This window comes from Modestobacter sp. VKM Ac-2985, assembly GCF_026967925.1.
Lineage (GTDB): Bacteria > Actinomycetota > Actinomycetes > Mycobacteriales > Geodermatophilaceae > Modestobacter.
Genome location: NZ_JAPVBI010000001.1, coordinates 1,323,826 through 1,342,349, shown reverse-complemented (window position 1 = coordinate 1,342,349; position 18,524 = coordinate 1,323,826). Strand labels below are relative to the sequence as shown.

At 73.0% G+C, this 18,524-nt stretch carries 14 protein-coding genes and 1 tRNA gene; 3 read left to right on the top strand and 12 right to left on the bottom strand.

All coding sequences use genetic code 11. The features are described 5' to 3' along the window. Positions 1-38 precede the first annotated feature (38 nt). The 7 genes from O2V61_RS06325 to O2V61_RS06295 form a co-directional block, all read right to left on the bottom strand. Positions 39-134: transfer RNA gene (locus O2V61_RS06325), tRNA-OTHER, on the bottom strand. A gap of 64 nt (positions 135-198) precedes the next feature. Then, positions 199-1,272: an ABC transporter ATP-binding protein gene (locus tag O2V61_RS06320; protein WP_269182456.1), complete on the bottom strand. Its 1,074-nt coding sequence runs from the start codon at positions 1,270-1,272 to the stop codon at positions 199-201. Between the two features lie 86 nt (positions 1,273-1,358). Further along, positions 1,359-2,870, bottom strand: coding sequence for an arabinosylfuranosidase ArfA (gene arfA, locus O2V61_RS06315; RefSeq protein WP_269182455.1), 1,512 nt, complete (start codon positions 2,868-2,870; stop codon positions 1,359-1,361). Between the two features lie 145 nt (positions 2,871-3,015). Next, positions 3,016-3,939: a carbohydrate ABC transporter permease gene (locus O2V61_RS06310; RefSeq protein WP_269182454.1), complete on the bottom strand. Its 924-nt coding sequence runs from the start codon at positions 3,937-3,939 to the stop codon at positions 3,016-3,018. Further along, positions 3,936-4,892 (bottom strand): carbohydrate ABC transporter permease, encoded by a 957-nt coding sequence (locus tag O2V61_RS06305; protein WP_269182453.1) that lies wholly within the window; start codon positions 4,890-4,892, stop codon positions 3,936-3,938. The genes O2V61_RS06310 and O2V61_RS06305 overlap by 4 nt, the downstream gene beginning before the upstream one ends. Positions 4,893-4,995: 103 nt before the next feature. Beyond that, entirely contained in the window at positions 4,996-6,354 is a 1,359-nt protein-coding gene (locus tag O2V61_RS06300) for an extracellular solute-binding protein (RefSeq protein WP_269182452.1), read from the bottom strand. Between the two features lie 365 nt (positions 6,355-6,719). Continuing rightward, on the bottom strand, positions 6,720-7,718 hold the full coding sequence (locus tag O2V61_RS06295; RefSeq protein WP_269182451.1) for a LacI family DNA-binding transcriptional regulator: 999 nt from the start codon (positions 7,716-7,718) through the stop codon (positions 6,720-6,722). A 209-nt stretch (positions 7,719-7,927) separates the two neighbouring features. On the opposite strand from O2V61_RS06295, the gene selD reads away from it, so the two are divergent. Together selD and O2V61_RS06285 are read left to right on the top strand one after the other, a co-directional pair. Further along, positions 7,928-8,935 carry a selenide, water dikinase SelD gene (gene selD / locus O2V61_RS06290; protein WP_269182450.1) on the top strand — a complete coding sequence of 336 codons (1,008 nt, stop codon included), beginning with the start codon at positions 7,928-7,930 and terminating at the stop codon, positions 8,933-8,935. A gap of 49 nt (positions 8,936-8,984) precedes the next feature. Beyond that, positions 8,985-9,950 (top strand): zinc-binding dehydrogenase, encoded by a 966-nt coding sequence (locus tag O2V61_RS06285; protein WP_269182449.1) that lies wholly within the window; start codon positions 8,985-8,987, stop codon positions 9,948-9,950. Positions 9,951-9,952: 2 nt separating this feature from the next. On the opposite strand, the gene O2V61_RS06280 is transcribed toward O2V61_RS06285, so the two are convergent. Then, positions 9,953-10,606: an MOSC domain-containing protein gene (locus O2V61_RS06280; protein WP_269182448.1), complete on the bottom strand. Its 654-nt coding sequence runs from the start codon at positions 10,604-10,606 to the stop codon at positions 9,953-9,955. Then, positions 10,603-12,450 (bottom strand): translation elongation factor 4, encoded by a 1,848-nt coding sequence (gene lepA / locus O2V61_RS06275; protein ID WP_269171407.1) that lies wholly within the window; start codon positions 12,448-12,450, stop codon positions 10,603-10,605. The genes O2V61_RS06280 and lepA overlap by 4 nt, the downstream gene beginning before the upstream one ends. Positions 12,451-12,662: 212 nt before the next feature. Here lepA and rpsT point away from each other — a divergent pair, with 212 nt between their 5' ends. Next, a complete protein-coding gene (rpsT, locus tag O2V61_RS06270) occupies positions 12,663-12,923 on the top strand; it encodes a 30S ribosomal protein S20 (RefSeq protein WP_036336679.1) in 261 nt (86 codons plus the stop codon). A gap of 152 nt (positions 12,924-13,075) precedes the next feature. Here rpsT and holA read toward each other — a convergent pair whose 3' ends face one another. The 3 genes from holA to O2V61_RS06255 form a co-directional block, all read right to left on the bottom strand. After that, positions 13,076-16,531 (bottom strand): DNA polymerase III subunit delta, encoded by a 3,456-nt coding sequence (gene holA, locus O2V61_RS06265; protein ID WP_269182447.1) that lies wholly within the window; start codon positions 16,529-16,531, stop codon positions 13,076-13,078. A gap of 38 nt (positions 16,532-16,569) precedes the next feature. Beyond that, positions 16,570-17,445: a ComEA family DNA-binding protein gene (locus O2V61_RS06260; RefSeq protein WP_269182446.1), complete on the bottom strand. Its 876-nt coding sequence runs from the start codon at positions 17,443-17,445 to the stop codon at positions 16,570-16,572. 138 nt (positions 17,446-17,583) lie between these two features. Next, positions 17,584-18,507, bottom strand: a complete 924-nt coding sequence (locus O2V61_RS06255; protein ID WP_269182445.1) for a DegV family protein — start codon at positions 18,505-18,507, stop codon at positions 17,584-17,586. Positions 18,508-18,524: the final 17 nt, after the last annotated feature.

The window sequence follows — 18,524 nt, the reverse complement described above, 5'->3', positions numbered from 1 at the left end:
TCGCGGAGCCGGCCCGAGGGCCGGCTCCGCGGAGCGGTTGGCGGAGACGGACGGGAATCGAACCCGCCTGACCGAGTTGCTCGGCCACGTCGGCTTTAGAGGCCGCGGGGGCCACCAGACACCCTGACGTCTCCGCCGCCGACCTTACGTCCCGACGACCGGACCGGCAGGTCCCGCCCGTCCAGCGGGACCCGACGATCAGTCCGCCAGCCTGGCGCCGTCGCTGCCGAAGAGGTGGACGTGGCCGGCCCGCGGCACGACGTGGACCCGCTCCCCCCGGCGGGGTGGCTGCCGGCCGTCGACGCGGACCGTGACGAGGGGCTCGGTGGCCCCCTGGAGGAGCCGTCCGTAGAGGTAGGCGTCGGCGCCGAGCTCCTCCACCACGTCGACCTCGACCACCGCGCCGGAGTCGGCGACCTCGAAGTCCTCGGGCCGGACGCCGAGGGTCATCGTGTCGCCCGGGCTGGCGGCGAGGGACTGCCGCGCCACCGGGTGGACGTGGTCCCCGAAGCGGACGCCCCCGTGGGTCACCGGCACCTCGAAGAGGTTCATCGCCGGGGAGCCGATGAAGCCGGCCACGAAGACGTTGGCCGGGCGGTCGTAGAGCTCGCGGGGCGCGCCGACCTGCATGAGCAGGCCGTCCTTGAGCACCGCGACCCGGTCGCCCATCGTCATCGCCTCGACCTGGTCGTGGGTGACGTAGACGGTGGTGATGCCCAGCCGGCGCTGCAACGAGGCGATCTGGGTGCGCGTCTGCACCCGCAGCTTCGCGTCCAGGTTGGACAGCGGCTCGTCCATCAGGAACACCTGCGGCTTCCGCACGATCGCCCGACCCATCGCCACCCGCTGCCGCTGACCACCGGACAGCGCCTTCGGCTTGCGGTCCAGGTAGGGCTCCAGGTCCAGCAGCTTCGCGGCCTCGACGACCCGCTCCCGGCGCTCCTCCTTGCCCATCCCGGCGATCTTCAGCGCGAAGCCCATGTTGTCCGCGACGCTCATGTGCGGGTACAGCGCGTAGTTCTGGAACACCATCGCGATGTCCCGGTCCTTCGGCGCCACGTCGGTGACGTCGGTCTCCCCGATCCGGATCGCGCCGCCGTCGACCTCCTCCAGGCCGGCGAGCATCCGCAGCGAGGTGGACTTGCCGCACCCCGAGGGGCCGACGAGCACCAGGAACTCGCCGTCCTCGATCTGCAGCTCGAGCTGGTCGACCGCCGGCTTGTCGCTGCCGGGGTAGAGCCGGGTCGCTCGGTCATAGGTGACGGTCGCCATCGGGCGCACTCCTGGTGGTCGGGGATGCCGGGGATCCGGACAGGACGGACGGGTGAGGGGTCATCGGGTGCCCGGCGGCCAGGGGGTCAGCCAAGGGAGACCGCCGTCCAGGACACCGGGGGCAGCTCGATGGTGAGGACGCCGTCCTGCAGGTGGGCGCTCTTGTTCGCCACCGGGGTGACCCGGGTCGGCTCGGCCAGGGTGTTGACCGCGTAGGGGTCGTCGTCGTTCAGGGTGTGCGTCTCCAGGACGCGCACGTCACCGAGGCTGCGGGTGTCGACGGTCACCGTCGTCGGCCCCTCGATCGCCCGGTTGACCAGGAAGACCGCCGTGGCGCCGGTCTCCGGGTCGTGGGTGGCGACCGCGTCGACCAGCGGGACGTCGCCGTGCTCGGTGGTCCGGTACGTCTCGCTCGACAGCTCGACGCGCAGCGCGGTGCCCCGGGCCAGCCGGGAGGTCAGCGCGAAGGGGAAGAACGTCGTCTGCCGCCAGGCCGGCCCACCGGGCTCGGTCATGATCGGCGCGATGACGTTGACCAGCTGCGCGAGGCTCGCGGAGGTGACCCGGTCGGCGTGCTTGAGCAGCGAGATGAGCAGGCTGCCGACGACGACGGCGTCGGCGACGTGGTACGCGTCCTCGAGCAGGCGGGGCGCGTAGGGCCACTGCTCGATGTCGGTGATCTGGTCCTCGGCGTGGAAGCGCTCCTGGTACCAGACGTTCCACTCGTCGAAGGCGACGTTGATCGTCTTGGCGCTGCGCAGCTCGGCCTTGACGTGGTCGGCGGTGGCGACGACGGACTCGATGAAGTGGTCCATGTCGACGGCCGAGGCGAGGAAGCCGGCCAGGTCGCCGTTGCGCTCGGCGTAGTAGGCGTGGCAGGAGATGTAGTCGACGTCCTCGTAGGTGTGCTCCAGCACGGTGCGCTCCCACGCGCCGAACGTCGGCATGGCGGAGTTGGAGCTGCCGCACACCACGAGCTCGACCGACGGGTCCAGCTGGCGCATGGCCTTGGCGGTCTGGGCGGCGATCTTGCCGTAGTCCTCCGCGCTGCGGTGCCCCAGCTGCCACGGGCCGTCCATCTCGTTGCCCAGGCACCACATCCTCACGCCGAAGGGCTCCGGGGTGCCGTCGGCGATGCGCTGGTCCGACAGGGCCGACCCGGACCGGACGTTGCTGTACTCCAGGAGGTCGAGGGCCTCCAGCACACCGCGGGTGCCGAGGTTGACGGCCAGCATCAGCTCGCTGCCGGCCTTGTCGTTCCAGCGGGCGAACTCGTGCAGGCCCACCTGGTTGGTCTCCAGCGAGTGCCAGGCCAGGTCCAGGCGCTTCGGCCGGGACTCCCGCGGCCCGACGCCGTCCTCCCACCGGTAGCCGGAGACGAAGTTGCCGCCGGGGTAGCGGATGGTGGACACCCCGAGCTCGCGGACCAGCTCGAGCACGTCGGTCCGGAAGCCCTCCTCGTCGGCCGTCGGGTGGCCGGGCTCGTAGAGGCCGTCGTAGACGCAGCGGCCCAGGTGCTCGACGAAGGAGCCGAAGACCCGCCGGTGGACGGCGCCGATGGTGAAGCGGGGGTCGAGCGTCAGGTGTGCAGTGGACATGAGGGTTCCTCGACGTGGGGGCGGCCTGGCCGCGCGATGGGGTGACGGGCCTGGAACAGGTCCGTGCGAGGGAGGTCTGGCGGGCAGCACGAGGGCGTGCACCGCGCCGGCCGGGGCCCGCCGCCGGTGGCGGGCCGCCGGTGAGCTACTTGAGGCTGCCGATGGACAGGCCGCCCTGCCAGTACCGCTGGAGGCCGAGGAAGGCGGCGATCAGCGGGATGATCGACACCAGCGAGCCGACGACGATCAGCGTGTAGAGGGAGACGCCGCCGCCGTTGTTGGCCCCGGCGAGCCCCTGCCAGAGGTTGATCCCCACGGTGATCGGGAAGAGCTCGGAGTCCGACAGGACGGCGAGGGGCAGGAAGTAGTTGTTCCAGGTGCCCACGACCGACAGCAGCAGCACCGTGACGATCGCCGGGCGCATCAGGGGCAGCGCGACCTGGAAGAACGTGCGGAACTCCCCCGCGCCGTCCATCCGGGCCGCGTCCAGCAGCTCGTCGGGCACGCCGTCGGCGGTGTAGACCCGCATCAGGTAGACGCCGAACGGGCTGAGCATCGACGGCAGGATCACCGCCCACGCGGTGTTGGTGAGCTCGACCTCCGACAGCATCACGAAGGTGGGGATGACCAGGGCGGTCATCGGGACCATCACCGCGCCGAGCAGCAGCGCGAAGGACAACCGGCGCCCCGGGAAGTCGAACTTGGCGAACGCGTACCCGGCGAGCACCGCCAGGACGGTGGCCCCGATGCCGCCACCGAAGGCGTAGAGCAGCGAGTTGCCGAGCCACCTCAGGTAGATGCCGTCGTTGTAGGTGAACAGCGTCGAGAGGTTGTCGAAGAGGGCGAAGTCCTCGCCGAACCACAGGGCGCCGTTCGGCGAGTTGAACAGCCCGCCGGGGCTCTTGGTGCTGGCCACGATGAGGAACCACAGCGGCAGCACGAAGTAGAGGACGAGGAAGGCCAGGAACAGGTGCGAGCCGGTACGACGCCGACGCGGGCGTCGGGCCCGGTGCTGGCGGGGAGCCTCGGCCGGGGCGTCGGCGCGGGCGGGGCTGGACAGGACGGTCACTTGAGGAACCCCCCACGCTTGCGGGTCAGGAAGAGGAAGACGTAGACGCCGATGAACACCACGATGCCCAGGGCGAAGGAGATGGCCGAGGCGTAGTTGAACTGGGCGAACCGGAACGCCAGGTTGAACGCGTAGACGTTCGGGGTGATGTCGGTGGTGATCGACCCGTTGGAGATCGGCAGCAGCACCTGTGGCTCGGTGAAGAACTGCAGGGTGCCGATGACGGCGAACACCAGGATCAGGACGAGCGCCGAGCTGATCATCGGGATCTTGATCCTCAGCGCGATCTGCCAGGCCTTCGCGCCGTCCATCCGGGCCGCCTCGTAGACGGCCGGGTCGATCCCCTGCAGCGCTGCGTAGATGATGATCATGTAGTAGCCGGCCCACTGCCAGGTCACCACGTTCGTCAGCCCGTAGAACAGGTTGTCCGGGCTCAGCAGGAACGGTGCGCCCTCCCCGAACAGCTGCTCCAGCGGCCCGAAGTTCGGGCTGTAGAGGAAGCCCCAGAGCACCGCACCGATGACGGCGGGGATCGCGTAGGGGATGAAGATCATGAGCCGGGAGAACGTGGCGAAGCGGCTGGTGAGCGAGTCGAGCACCAACGCCGCGGCCAGGGAGACCAGCATCTGGACCGGGATGACCACGACGGCGAAGCGCACCACGAACCACACACCGGACAGGAAGGCCGGGTCGGTGAAGGCCCGGCTGTAGTTCGCCAGACCGGCGAACTCCTCACCGGTGGCCAGCCCGTTGGTGAAGAGGCTCAGGTAGAAGGCGTACAGCAGCGGGCCGACCAGGAACAGCAGGAAGACCACCGCGAACGGGGCCAGGAACAGCCACCCGACCATGCCGTTGCCGCGCCGCTTGCGTCGGCGGGCGCCCCGCCGTCCGGGGGCCACCGTGGCCCCTGCTGCGGGGGACACCGGCCGCGGTGCCGTGTCCAGCGTTGCCATCACCGTCTCGCTCTCGTTCTGGGGAGGTGGGGGTGTCCGGTCGCGGGGAAGGCGGTGCGCCCTCCCCGCGACCGGACGGAGTCGTCCGGCTGGGCCGGCAGCCTCAGTTGAGCGTGAAGCCCTGCTGCTCGGCGTAGGTCTCCATCTCCGCCTGCAGGTCGTCCAGCGCCTCCGAGCCGGTCTTCTCACCGGCGTTGATCGCGGCGATCTCCTCGGTGAACTGGGCGTAGAACGTGGTGCCGAAGGGGCTGTAGGTCGACCCCTCGTAGGCGTTCGCCGCCGGGATGTAGACGTCCTTGTTGGCCGTCTGGCCGGCGAAGAACTCCGACTCGTGGTCGACGAACTCCTGCGAGTTCAGCACCGACTGGTTCAGCGGGAAGATCGTCTGCGACGTCCACCCGTCGGTCAGCGACGGCTCGTCCGCGTAGAGCTCCTTCGCCACCTGCGCGGCCAGCTCCGGGTCCTCCGCCTGGCTGGTCACCGAGAGGACCGAGCCACCCCAGTTGACCGAGACGGGGTTGGCCGGGTCCCACTGCGGCAGCGGGGCGACGCGCCAGGTGCCCGCGTCCGCGCCCTCACCCGCGCCGGCGCCGGTCAGGTAGCCGGGCGCCCAGGCGGCGGAGATGTAGGTGGCGTAGTCACCGTTGATCGCACCCGAGATGTACTCGGTGGTGAACTGGTCCTGGGTGCCGATGAGCCCGTCCTCGACCAGTCCGGCCCAGTAGTCCAGCACCTCCTTGCTCTCCGGGCTGTTGAGGTCGATCTCCAGCTCGGTCGGGTTCGCCGAGTCGTAGGTCCACGGCTCCGCGCCGTTCTGCTGCATCAGCGCCACGGTGGGGGCCGGGACGTTCGCCGGGAGGTCGCCCATCAGCGGCCCACCGGCCGCCTTCAGCTCCTCGGCCGCGGCCCGGTACTCGTCCCAGGTGGTGGGCGGGGTGATGCCGTACTGGTCGAAGATGTCCTGGCGGTACATCATCGCCATCGGGCCACCGTCGATCGGGATGCCGTACACCGCGTCGCCACTGGAGACGTCGCGCCAGGCACCCTCGCCGAAGTTGTCCTCGACCTCGCTGGCGCCGTACTCGCTCAGGTCGACCAGCGCCTCCTGCAGGGCGAAGACCGGGACGGTGTCGGTCTCCAGCATGATCACGTCCGGGGCGCCGCGGCCGGCCGAGACGGCGGTCTGGAACTTGGCGTACTCGTCGGCCCCCTGGCCGGCGTTGGTGAGACAGACCTGCACGTCGGTGTGGGTGTCGTTGAAGTTCTCCACCACCGTCTTCATGTTCGGGTACCACGCCCACACGGAGACGACCGGCGCCTCCGCGTTGGCGATCGGCACGCTGCACGACCCACCGCCGCCGCCGCTGGCGGCGGCCTCGCCGTCCCCGCCGCCGCCACAGGCGGTGAGGCTGGTCATGACGGTCCCCGCACCGAACAGTGCGGTCATGATCTTCTTGTTCACGGGAGGTCCCTCTCGGAGTGACGGCCACGGACGCCGTCGTCGGTGGCTGGAGCCGGCTGCACGTTCGGCCCCTGTGGAGCGAGGTGCGACGAGCTGCAGTGGGCGAGGGTGTCGCCCAGCGCCGCGCGCAGGACACCCGGTCGCTGGGTGGTGACCGGGAGCAGGCGCCGGAGCGCCGCACACGTTGGCGACTGTGCCGTGGAGCACCTTCTACAACGTTGTGAAGAGCAATGTGGTCCATCCCACGACCGGTGTCAAGAGGGCTCGGCAGAACGCGCCGACGCGCTCGGCGAGTCGTCGACGAACCGGTCCACGACAGGCTCGGCGGCGGGGACGGACCCGTGCCCGGGCCGGTGGCCGAGGCCTCAGCTGGACTCGCGCTGGACGATCGAGTAGCCCACTTCCACGTGCTGCGGGGCGATGCTCCGGTCGGCGATCCGCTGCACGACCGTCTCGACCGCACGCTCGGCGATCTCCCGGCGGCCCGGGTCGACGGTGGTGAGCGTCGGCTGGGAGAACATGCCGTCGTCGGTGTTGTCGAAGCCGATCACCGCGACGTCGTCGGGGACCCGACGGCCGGCGGCGATCAGCGCGTGCATGGCACCCAGGGCGAGGGTGTCGTTGAACGCGAACACCGCGTCGAAGTCGACCCCGGAGGCCAGCAGCGCCTGAGCCGCCTCGGCACCCTCCCGGCGGTGCCACAGCTCGGCCGGCCCCAGCAGCCGCTCGTCGAACGGGATGCCCGCCGCGTCGAGCGCCGCGCGGTACCCCTGCAGGCGCAGCCCGGCCGAGCCGATCACCTCACCGGGGTGCGAGCCGACGACCGCGATGCGCCGGCGACCGCGGGCGAGGAGGTGCTCCGTGGCAGCGCGCGCCGCGGCCACGTTCTGCATGGTCACGTGGTCGACCGCGGGGTGGAAGAGACGCTCGCCGAGCAGCACCAGCGGGGTGTCGATCTCGACCATCGAGGCGTCCTCGGCGGTGAGCCCCAGCGGGCTGAACAGGAGCCCGTCGACCATCCGCAGCCGGGCGCTGCCGAGCAGGTCGAGCTCCCGCTTGCGGTCCCGGTTGGTCTGCTCGATGAGCACGACCAGGCCCCGGCGCTCGGCCGCACGGATCACCTCGTCGGCCAGCTCGGCGAAGTACGGCAGCCGCAGCTCCGGGACGGCGAGGCTGATCGCGTCGCTGCGGCCGGACCGGAGGCTGCGCGCGGAGAGGTTCGGCTGGTACCCCAGCTGCGCGATGGCCTCCTGCACGCGCTGCCGGGTGCTGGGGCGGACGTGCGGGTAGTCGTTCACCACGTTCGACACCGTCTTGAAGGAGACCCCCGCAAGGCGGGCCACGTCGTGCAGTGTGGCGGCCACGTCCGGTGTGCTCCTCCCGTTGCGACCAGGCTGTCCGGCGCCTGCCTCGGCGGATCGGGGGTCTCCCCGACCTCGCCGCCCTGGTCCTCCGGGAGACTGCCACAGCCCAGGACCCCCGGGGACCCCGGACGAGGCACTCCCCCGGTGTCGGCACCGGCCCTGCATCGTGTCCGGCCGGCCGTCCGGCGGGCCATCTAGATTGGTTCGACGTGACCACCACCGCACCGCCCGTCCGGCTGACCCAGTACGCGCACGGCGGCGGCTGCGCCTGCAAGATCCCGCCTGGTGAGCTGGAGGCGGTGGTCGCCGGCCTCACCCACACCGGCCCGCGGGACCCGGCGGCCGAACTGGTCGTCGGCCTCGACGACGGTGACGACGCCGCCGTGGTGCGGATCGCCGGTGGCCAGGGGCTGGTCCTCACCACCGACTTCTTCACCCCCGTGGTCGACGACGCGTACACCTTCGGCCGCATCGCCGCGGCCAACGCGCTCTCCGACGTCTACGCGATGGGCGGCACCCCGGTGATGGCAGTGAACCTGCTGGGCTGGCCGCGGGACGTGCTGCCGGTCGAGCTGGCCGCGGAGGTGCTGCGCGGCGGGCTGAAGGTCGCGCACGAGGCCGGTTGCCACGTCGGGGGCGGGCACTCCATCGACGACCCCGAGCCCAAGTACGGGATGGCGGTCACCGGCCTGGTCGACCTCGACCGGTTGATCCGCAACGACGCCGCCGTCGCCGGGACGGCGCTGTCGCTGACCAAGCCGCTGGGCGTCGGCGTGCTCAACAGCCGGCACAAGAACACCGGTGAGGTGTCCGCGGAGGCGGTCGCGTCGATGACCGCCCTCAACGCCGAGGCCTCGGTCGCCGCCGTCGCCGCCGGGATCCGGGCGGGCACCGACGTCACCGGCTTCGGCCTGCTCGGCCACCTCTACAAGATGGCCCGGGCCAGCGGGGTGACCGCGGTGGTCGACGCCGCCGCCGTCCCGTACCTGGCCGGGGCGCGGCAGGCGCTGGCCGACGGCTGGGTCTCCGGCGGCACCCGGCGGAACCTGGACTGGGTCCGCCCGCACGCCGACCTGTCGGCGGTCAGCGAGGACGAGGCGCTGCTGCTGGCCGACGCGCAGACCTCCGGTGGGCTGCTGCTCGGCGGCGAGGTGCCCGGCGCCCCGGTGATCGGCGAGTTCGTCGCGCAGCAGGAGCACGCCGTCGTCGTCCGCTGAGGGGGTGACCCGCGTCGCAGCGGTGGCGGTACTCGGTTAGCGTCCGCTCATGCTCGCTGCCTTCGTCTCCACCCCCGCCCCTGAGGACCCGCTCTCCGTGCTGGAGGTCGGTGACCGGCCCGAGCCGGAGGCCCCTGAGGGCTGGACGACGGTCCAGGTGAAGGCCGCCTCGCTGAACCACCACGACCTGTTCAGCCTGCGCGGCGTCGGCCTGCCTGCCGAGCGGATGCCGATGATCCTGGGCTGCGACGCAGCGGGGATCGACGCCGACGGCAACGAGGTGGTCGTGCACGCGGTCCTCACCTCCCCCGGCTGGACCGGCGACGAGACGATGGACCCGAAGCGCTCGCTGCTGTCGGAGGTGCACCAGGGGACGCTCGCCGAGCAGGTCGTCGTGCCGCGGCGCAACGTCGTCCCCAAGCCGGCCGAGCTCTCCTTCGCGGAGGCCGCCTGCCTGCCCACCGCCTGGCTGACCGCCTACCGGATGCTGTTCGTCCGCTCCGGGCTGCGCCCCGGGTCGACGGTCCTCGTGCAGGGGGCCAGCGGCGGGGTGGCCACAGCACTGATCAAGCTCGGCAGCGCGGCCGGCTACCGGGTCTGGGTCACCGGTCGCAGCGAGGAGAAGCGGACGGCGGCGCTCGCGCTCGGCGCGGACCAGGCGTTCGAGACCGGCGCCCGGCTGCCCGAGCGGGTGGACGGCGTGATGGAGACCGTCGGTGAGGCCACCTGGTCGCACAGCATCAAGTCCCTCAAGCCCGGTGGCGTCGTGGTGACCTGCGGGGCGACCAGCGGCTTCAACCCCGGCGCCGAGCTGAACCGGGTCTTCTTCACCCAGCTGTCGGTGATCGGCTCGACGATGGGCACCCGGGACGAGCTCGACGACCTGATCCAGATGTGCCGGATCACCGGGGTGCGGCCGCAGATCGACGTCGAGCTGCCGCTGGCCCAGGCCCGGGACGGCTTCGCCCGGATGCTCGAGGGCCGCACCGCCGGGAAGATCGTCTTCACGGTCTGAGGTCAGGCCCGGGCGGTGACCCGATCGATCTTGGCGGCGAGCACCGGCCGGTCCTTGTCCGGGAGGAACGGCAGCACCGGCGTCAGCTCGGACAGCCGCTGCTTCTCGGTCATCACGATCCGGAACGCGCCGGCCACCGTGACGCCGTGGTCGGGACGGGAGACGATCGTGACGGCGTCACCGGCCCCCACCTCGCCGGTCTCCAGCACCCGCAGGTAGGCGCCGGTGGCACCGCGGGCGGCGAAGCGCTTCACCAGGTCCGGCACGTCCCAGTAGCGGGCGAAGTTGGCGCACGGGGTGCGCCAGGCGGTCACCTGGAACAGCGCCGTCCCGACCCGCCACTGCTCACCGATGACGGCGTCGACCAGGTCGAGGCCGACGGTCCGCAGGTTCTCGCCGAACCGGCCGGGCGGCAGTTCCCGGCCCAGCTCGGCCACCCACCAGTCGGCGTCCTCCTGGGCATAGGCGTAGACCGCCTGGCCCTCGCCGCCGTGGTGCTTCTTGTTGACCTGGACGTCACCCTCCAACCCGAGGGGGTGGACGGCGACCCGGCCCTCCACCGGCGACTTCCGGATGCCGGAGCGGTTGGGGCGCTTGTCGGGCAGCGGCAGCAGGTCCGCACCCGAGACGCAGACGGCGCTGACCCGCCCGCTCACTTGGGCTTGCTGGCGGTGGACTCGTTGGTGGAGAGCGCGGCCACGAAGGCCTCCTGGGGGACCTCGACGCGGCCGACCATCTTCATCCGCTTCTTGCCCTCCTTCTGCTTCTCCAGCAGCTTCCGCTTACGGGTGATGTCACCGCCGTAGCACTTGGCCAGCACGTCCTTGCGGATCGCGCGGACCGTCTCGCGGGCGATCACCCGGGAACCGACGGCGGCCTGGATCGGCACCTCGAACTGCTGGCGTGGGATGAGCTCGCGCAGCTTGCCGGCCATCAGCACGCCGTAGCTGTACGCCTTGTCGGTGTGCACGATCGCGGAGAACGCGTCGACGGCCTCTCCCTGCAGCAGGATGTCGACCTTCACCAGCTTGGACTCCTGCTCGCCGGCCTCGGCGTAGTCCAGGCTCGCGTAGCCGCGGGTGCGGGACTTCAGCGCGTCGAAGAAGTCGAAGATGATCTCGCCGAGGGGCAGCGTGTAGCGGAGCTCGACCCGCGACTCGGACAGGTAGTCCATGCCGCCGAGCTGCCCGCGGCGTCCCTGGCAGAGCTCCATGATCACGCCGGTGTAGTCGCTCGGCGCGATGATCGTGGCCTTGACGATCGGCTCGTAGATCGTGCCGATCTTGCCGCTGGGCCAGTCGCTCGGGTTGGTCACGGTGACCTCGGAGCCGTCTTCCATGATCACCCGGTAGACCACGTTGGGCGCGGTGGAGATGAGGCTGATGCCGGCCTCGCGCTCCAGCCGCTCGCGGACGATCTCCAGGTGCAGCAGGCCGAGGAAGCCGACCCGGAAGCCGAAGCCCAGGGCCGCCGACGTCTCGGGCTCGTAGGTCAGCGCGGCGTCGTTGAGCAGCAGCTTGTCCAGCGCCTCGCGCAGCAGCGGGTAGTCGCTGCCGTCGATCGGGTACAGGCCGGAGTAGACCATCGGCTTCGGGTCGCGGTAGCCGCCGATCGACTCGGCGGCCGGCTTGTGCTGGAGGGTGACGGTGTCCCCGACGCGGGACTGGCGGACGTCCTTCACCCCGGTGATGAAGTAGCCGACCTCGCCGACCCCCAGGCTGTCCACCTGCTTGGGCTCCGGGGAGATGACGCCGATCTCCAGCAGTTCGTGCGTGGCACCGGTCGACATCATCTTGATCTTGTCGCGGGCGGAGATCCGGCCGTCGACGACCCGGACGTAGGTGATGACGCCGCGGTAGATGTCGTAGACGGAGTCGAAGATCATCGCGCGGGCGGGGCCCTCGTCGGCACCGGTCGGCGCGGGGACCTCCTGCACGATCCGGTCGAGCAGCTCCGGCACGCCCTGGCCGGTCTTGCCGCTGACCCGCAGCACGTCGTCGGGGTCGCAACCGATGATGTGGGCGATCTCGGCGGCGTACTTCTCCGGCTGTGCCGCGGGCAGGTCGATCTTGTTGAGCACCGGGATGATCGCGAGGTCGTTCTCCAGCGCCAGGTACAGGTTGGCCAGCGTCTGAGCCTCGATGCCCTGAGCGGCGTCGACCAGCAGGACGGCGCCCTCGCAAGCGGCGAGCGAGCGGGACACCTCGTACGTGAAGTCGACGTGGCCCGGGGTGTCGATCATGTCGAGCACGAACTCGGTGCTCGTGTCCTCGCCGCTGCGGGGCGTCCAGGGCAGGCGGACGTTCTGCGCCTTGATGGTGATGCCGCGTTCGCGCTCGATGTCCATCCGGTCGAGGTACTGGGCGCGCATGTTGCGCCCCTCGACGAGCCCGGTCACCTCGAGCATGCGGTCGGCCAGCGTCGACTTGCCGTGGTCGATGTGGGCGATGATGCAGAAGTTCCGGATCCGGGCGGGATCGGTGGATGCAGGAGTCGTCACAGTGCGCCCATCGTCCCACGGACTGCGCCCGGACAGGACGATTGCCCGGCGACGACGTCGCGCGCGGCTGTGCCGGGCCGGAGCGGGCCTGCACCGGTTGGGGTGTGGGGCGGCGGGCTGGTATCTTTGCAAGCCGGTCCGCGCTGCGCTTCGTTGTGCCGTGGACGCACTGTCAGAAGTACACCTCCCTGCGACACATCCGAGGCTCACGCGTGGCGAACATCAAGTCCCAGATCAAGCGGATCAAGACGAACGAGATCGCTCGTCAGCGCAACGTCGCTGTCCGCTCCGCCCTGAAGACGCAGGTCCGGCGTTTCCGCACGGCCGCCGACGCCGGGGACAAGGCCGCGGCCGAGGCCGCCCTCGCGACGGCCTCGAAGGCCCTGGACAAGGCCGCCAGCAAGGGCGTCATCCACAAGAACCAGGCCGCCAACCGCAAGTCGGCGCTGGCCAAGAAGGTCGCCAGCCTCTGAGCTGCGCACCGCTCCGCGACGAGCCCCCTCCCTGCACGGGAGGGGGCTCCTCGCGTCTGTGGCCCTCCACCGAGGCCGGTTCGCCTCCAAGAACCGAGCCGGTGACCCGGTCGGGGCGGTGATCCGGTCGCGACGGTGATCCGGTCGGGGCGTCAGCGGAGGGCGCGAGCCCGCCCACCGGCCGCGGCCGCGCGGATGCCCACCATCCGGCGGATCGCTCGTTCCAGCGCGTAGTCGGCGCTGGCGGCGGCGCCCTTCACGTCGGCGTTGAGCTCGGCGGCCACCCCGATCGCCTTCTGCAGCGCGTCGATGCTCCAGCCCCGCGCCTGGGCCTGCGCCTTCTTCACCTTCCACGGCGGGAGCTTGAGCTGGCGGGCCAGCTCGCCGATGTTCGTGGTGTTCAGCGAGGCGACCCGGGCGGCGGTGCGCACCCCGTCGGCCAGCGCGTCGGCGATCAGCACGTGGGCCACCCCGCGGTCCAGCGCCCAGCGCAGCATCTCCACCGAGCCGGCCATGTCCCCGACCAGCACCCGTTCGGCGACGGTGAACCCGGTGACCTCGGCCTGGCCCCGGTGGAAGCGGGCGACGGCGTCGGCGTCGATGACCCCACCGAAGTCCGACACGAGCTGGCTGGCGGCCGCGGAGAGCCCGCGGAGGTCGTTGCCCACCGCCTCCAGCAACGCGGTCACCGCGTCGGGGGTGATCTTGCCGCCGGCGAACCGCACCTCGTTGCGCACGAAGGCGACCCGCTCCCCCGCCGAGCTGATCTTCGGGCACTCGTCGACCGCCGCCCCGGCTGCCTTGAACGCCTTCAGCAGCGCCTCGTTCCGCTTCCCGCCGGAGTGGACGACGACCAGCGTGAGCTCCGGGTCGGGCTCCTTGGTGTAGCTCACCAGGGAGTCGGCCAGCGCCGCCGCGGACTCCTGCGCCCCGGTGACGACGACCAGCCGGTGCCCACCGAACAGGGAGGGTGCCAGCACGTCGGCCAGCTGGCCCACCGCCAGGCCGGCTGCCGGCAGCTCGTGCTCCTCGCTGTCGGGGTGGCGCTCGCGGACCGCCGCGCGCACGGCGGAGACGGCTCGGGCGCGCAGCAGCTCCTCCTCGCCCACCACGACCCGGAGCCGGGAGGTCGGTGCCGGAGGTGCTGCGGTTGCCACGGGCCCATGCTGCCACGGCGCGCCGACAGGATCGGGGCGCCGCCGGGACCGGGTCGCCACCGCACCCGGCCGCCTCGGCTCCAGTGGCTGGGCTCCCGCGCCGGCGCGCAGCGAGGCGTCCGGTCCCCGCACCGCCACCCCCCACTCCCCCGCCCGGCCCACCACCGCGACGTCACCGTCCCGGTCGGTGCGGTAGGTGCGCATCCCCGCGTCGGCCAACCAGTCCAGCAGCCGCCGGGTCGGGTGGCCGTAGCTGTTGTCGGCTCCCACCGAGATCAGCGCGACGACCGCCCCGCTGGCACCGAGGAACCCGGGATCGGCGTCCGCGCTGCCGTGGTGCGGCACCTTGAACACGTCGGCGCCCAGGTCGAGGCCGGCCGCCACCAGGCGCGCCTCCGCCTCCGCGCCGAGGTCGCCGGTGAGCAGCACCCGCACGCCCCGCTGGGTGGCCCGCACGACGAGGCTGAGGTCGTTCGGCTCGGCCCCGGCGACGGCCTCGGCCGGATCGGGGGCGAGCACCTCGAAGCCGGCGCTGCCCACCGTGCGCCGGTCCCCCGGCCGCAGGACGACGCGCCGCGCACCGGCCTCGGCCACGGCCCGCTCCAGCCGGGGCACCCGTTCGTCGTCGGGCGTCAACGCCCCGGTGGCCACCTCCCCGACGTCCCGCCCGGCCAGGGCACCGGCCAGCCCGCCCACGTGGTCGGCGTCCAGGTGCGAGAGGAGGACCAGCGGCAGGCGGTCGACCCCCAGTCGGCGCAGGCAGCCGTCGACGAGCGCAGGATCCGGACCCGCGTCGACCAGCACCGCCTCGCCCGGACCGGTCGGCAGCACGAGCGCATCGCCCTGGCCGACGTCGCAGGCCACCACGACCGTGTCGGTCAGCGGCCACCCCCGGCCGGCCTGGCGCAACGGCCAACCGACCAGCACGACGCCCAGGAGCGCGGCCACCGCCAGCGGACGCAGCCGGGGCCACCGCCACAGCGTCCAGACCACGACGGCGAGGAGCACCGCGAGCAGGACCGCACCCCGGGTGCCGGCCGGCCAGCCGGTGGTGCCGTCGGGCACCGCCGTGGCGCGCTCGGCGACGACGACCAGCCAGCGCACCGGCCAGCCGGCCAGCCAGGTGAGCACGTCGGCCAGCCCGGGCGCTGCGGGCGACACCAGGGCGGCCAGCACGCCCAGCACGGTCGCCGGCGGCACCGCTGGTGCCGCCAGCAGGTTGGCCGGCAGGGACACCAGGCTGACCAGCCCGGCGAGGCCGGCCACCAGCGGTGCGGTGGCCAGGCCTGCGGCCGCACTGACCGCCACGGCGTCGGCCACGGGCCGGGGCGCACGGTGCCGGCGGAGCGCCCGGGACCACCCCGGGGCCAGCAGCACGATCGCCGCCGTGGCCGAGACCGACAGGGCGAACCCGACGTCGCTGGCCAGCCCGGGCGAGAGGAGCAGCAGCACCAGCACGGTGGCCGCCAGCGCCGGCACCGCGGCACGGGCCCGGCCGGAGGCCAGCGCCAGCACGGCCACCGCGCCCATCGCCGCAGCCCGCAGCACGCTGGCCCCCGGACGGGCGAGCACGACGAACCCCACGATCGCCAGCGCCGCGGCCAGCGCCTGCCACCGCCGGTCGACGGCCCGGGCCCGCAGCGGCCACAGCACCAGGCCCACCACGATCGCCACGTTGGCCCCCGAGACGGCCGTCAGGTGGGCCAGGCCTGCCCGCCGGAACTCCTCGACCAGCGCTGGGTCCATGGCACTGGTGTCCCCCACCACCAGTCCGGGAAGCAGCCCGGCGGCGCGGTCGGGCAGGGTCCGGGCAGCCGACTCGGCCAGCCCGGTGCGCAGGGACCCGGCCACGTCCTGCACCACGCCCGGCCCACCCTCCGGGTCGGGTGGCGAGCGCGCGGACAGCACCGCCACGACGTCGTCCCCCGGCTCCGCCGGCCGGACCAGGACGTGGAGCCGGACCGACTGACCGGGGAGCAGCCCGGCCCACTCCTCCGCGGCGCCGAAGAGCAGCACCGGGTCGCCACCCGTCCGGTCCGCCGCCGGGGAGGCCTTCCCGTGCACGAGCACCCGAGCTGCCCCGGCGCCGGCCACCGGTCGCGGGTCGTCGGTCAGCTCCAGGAACACCTCGACGACGGCACCGCGGTCGGCGAACGCCAGCAGGGGTGCGGCCGCTCGCGCCTGGGCCCGGACCGCCGAGGTGGCTCCGGTCACGGTGACCGCGGCCAGGCAGCCGATGACGACCCCGCGCGCCGCGACCTGCCGGCGCACGACTGCCCGGTGGGACCGGCCGGCCAGCAGCAGGGCGGCGGCGCCCAGGGCCGAGGCCGCCGCGAGGGCGAGGAGGAGGCCGACGGGCAGGTGGGGTGCCAGCAGGGTCAGCACCCACACGCTGAGTGCAGGAGGCACGAGGCGCAGGTCGAGCCAGGACCACCGGTCCGTCGTCTGCACGCGGTGGACCGGCCGTCCCGCACCGGACGGCGGCATCGTCAGACCCGCACCCGCGCGGCCAGCTCGGCGAAGATCGCCGGGCCGATGCCGCTGACGTCGTCCAGCCGGTCGACGTTGGCGAACGGCCCGTGGGCGGCGCGGTGGTCGACGATCCGCTGGGCGAGCACGGGGCCGATCCCCGGCAGTGCGTCCAGCTCCGCCACGGTCGCCGTGTTCAGGTCGAGCACGGCCCCGGCTGCTCCCGCCGCCTCCGGGCCGCCTGTGCCCTGCACCGCCCCGGGCACCCCGACGGCGATCTGCTGGCCGTCGCTGACCACGGCTGCGGCGTTCACCGACGCCGGGTCGGCCTCGGGCAGCAGCCCGCCGGCCGCCGCCAGCGCATCGGCCACCCGCGCACCGGCCGGCAGGGTGACCAGCCCCGGGGCGCCGACCAGCCCGACGACCGACACCACGACCGTGCCGGCCCCCGCGCCCTCAGGAGCCTCCCCCGCGGGTGCGCGGCCGGCCGAGGTGGACGACGGTGCGGCCACCGACGCGGCCGGAGCGCCGCTGGACGCAGCAGCCGGCACCTGGTCGACGACCGGGCGGCCGATCCACGTCCAGCCGACGACCAGGACGGCCGCCACCACCGCGACCGTCCACAACGCCCAGGCGCCGGGACGGCCGGGGTCGACGCGGGTGGCCCGCCCGGGTGCGCGGTGCCGGCCCAGCCCGGCGGGCAGGTGCACGGGCTCGACGGGCTGGGTCGTGCGGTCGTCCTCGTCGGCCGGCCAGTCGCCGTCGTCGCCGGGGAGCTCGTCCGGCTCGCCGGTGTCGGGGACCCAGCCGCCGCCGTGCTGCCCCTCGGCCAGCAGCGCCCGCAGCCGGGCCCGGATCACGTCGGAGTCGTCGCTGCGACGGGCAGGAGGGCGCACGCCACGGACGCTAGGGAGCCGGCTCCACCCCCGACGAGGGCCGCGACCGGGTTGTGGACGGAGCACACCGTTGTGGACGGCGGCGCCCGTCGACTGCCGGAGCCACCCGACCGTGACCGGGTGCCCGGCCTCCCGACCTCAGTCCTGGACCTGCTCCGACGGATCCGGCGGCGGTGGCCCCTCGTCGGGCCGTTGCCCTGCCTGGGTGCCCGGACGCGGGGTCGGGTCGACGACCACGCCGACCGCACCCGGCCCGACGTGCGCCCCGACGGCGGCCCCCAGTTCGCTCACGTAGAGCTCGGTGAGCGCCGGCAGCCGGGCGGCCAGCTGGTCGGCGAGCCGCTGGGCGCGCTCCGGGGCGGCGAGGTGGTGCACCGCAGCGGCCACCGGGGCGTCACCGGCCACGTCGACCGCGCGCTGGACCAGCCGGTTCAGGGCGCGGGCGGAGGTGCGCACCTTCTCCAGGGCGACGACCTGGCCGTCGGTCACGTGCAGCACCGGCTTCACCGCCAGGGCACTGCCCAGCAGCGCGGCGGCAGCGCCGATCCGCCCACCCCGCCGCAGGTGCTCGAGGGTGTCGACGACGAAGAAGGTGCGGGTCGCCGCCGCCGTCTCCCGGGCCGCGTCGGCCACCTCGGCGGCCGAGGCACCGTCGGCGGCGGCCCGGGCGGCGGCGAGCACGGCGAACCCGGTGCCCATCGCGGCCGAGCGGGAGTCCAGCACGGTCACCAGGTGCTCACCGACCTGCGCCGCCGCCACCCGGGCGGCGTCCCACGTGCCCGACAGCTCGCCGGACAGGTGCACCGACACCAGCCGGTCCGCGCCGCCGTCCAGCAGCCGCCGGTACACGGCCACGAAGTCCCCCGGCGTCGGGCGCGACGTGCTGACGTGCCCGCCCCGCACGGAGAGCGAACGAGCGACCTCCGCGGAGGTGACGTCGCTGCCCTCCCGGCCCGAACGCCCGGCGAGCACGACGTACAGCGGCACGACCTGGATGCCGTAGCGCTCGACGACGTCGGCCGGCAGGTAGGCCGTCGAGTCGGTGACCACGGCGACGGACATGGCGCGAGGCTAGCCGC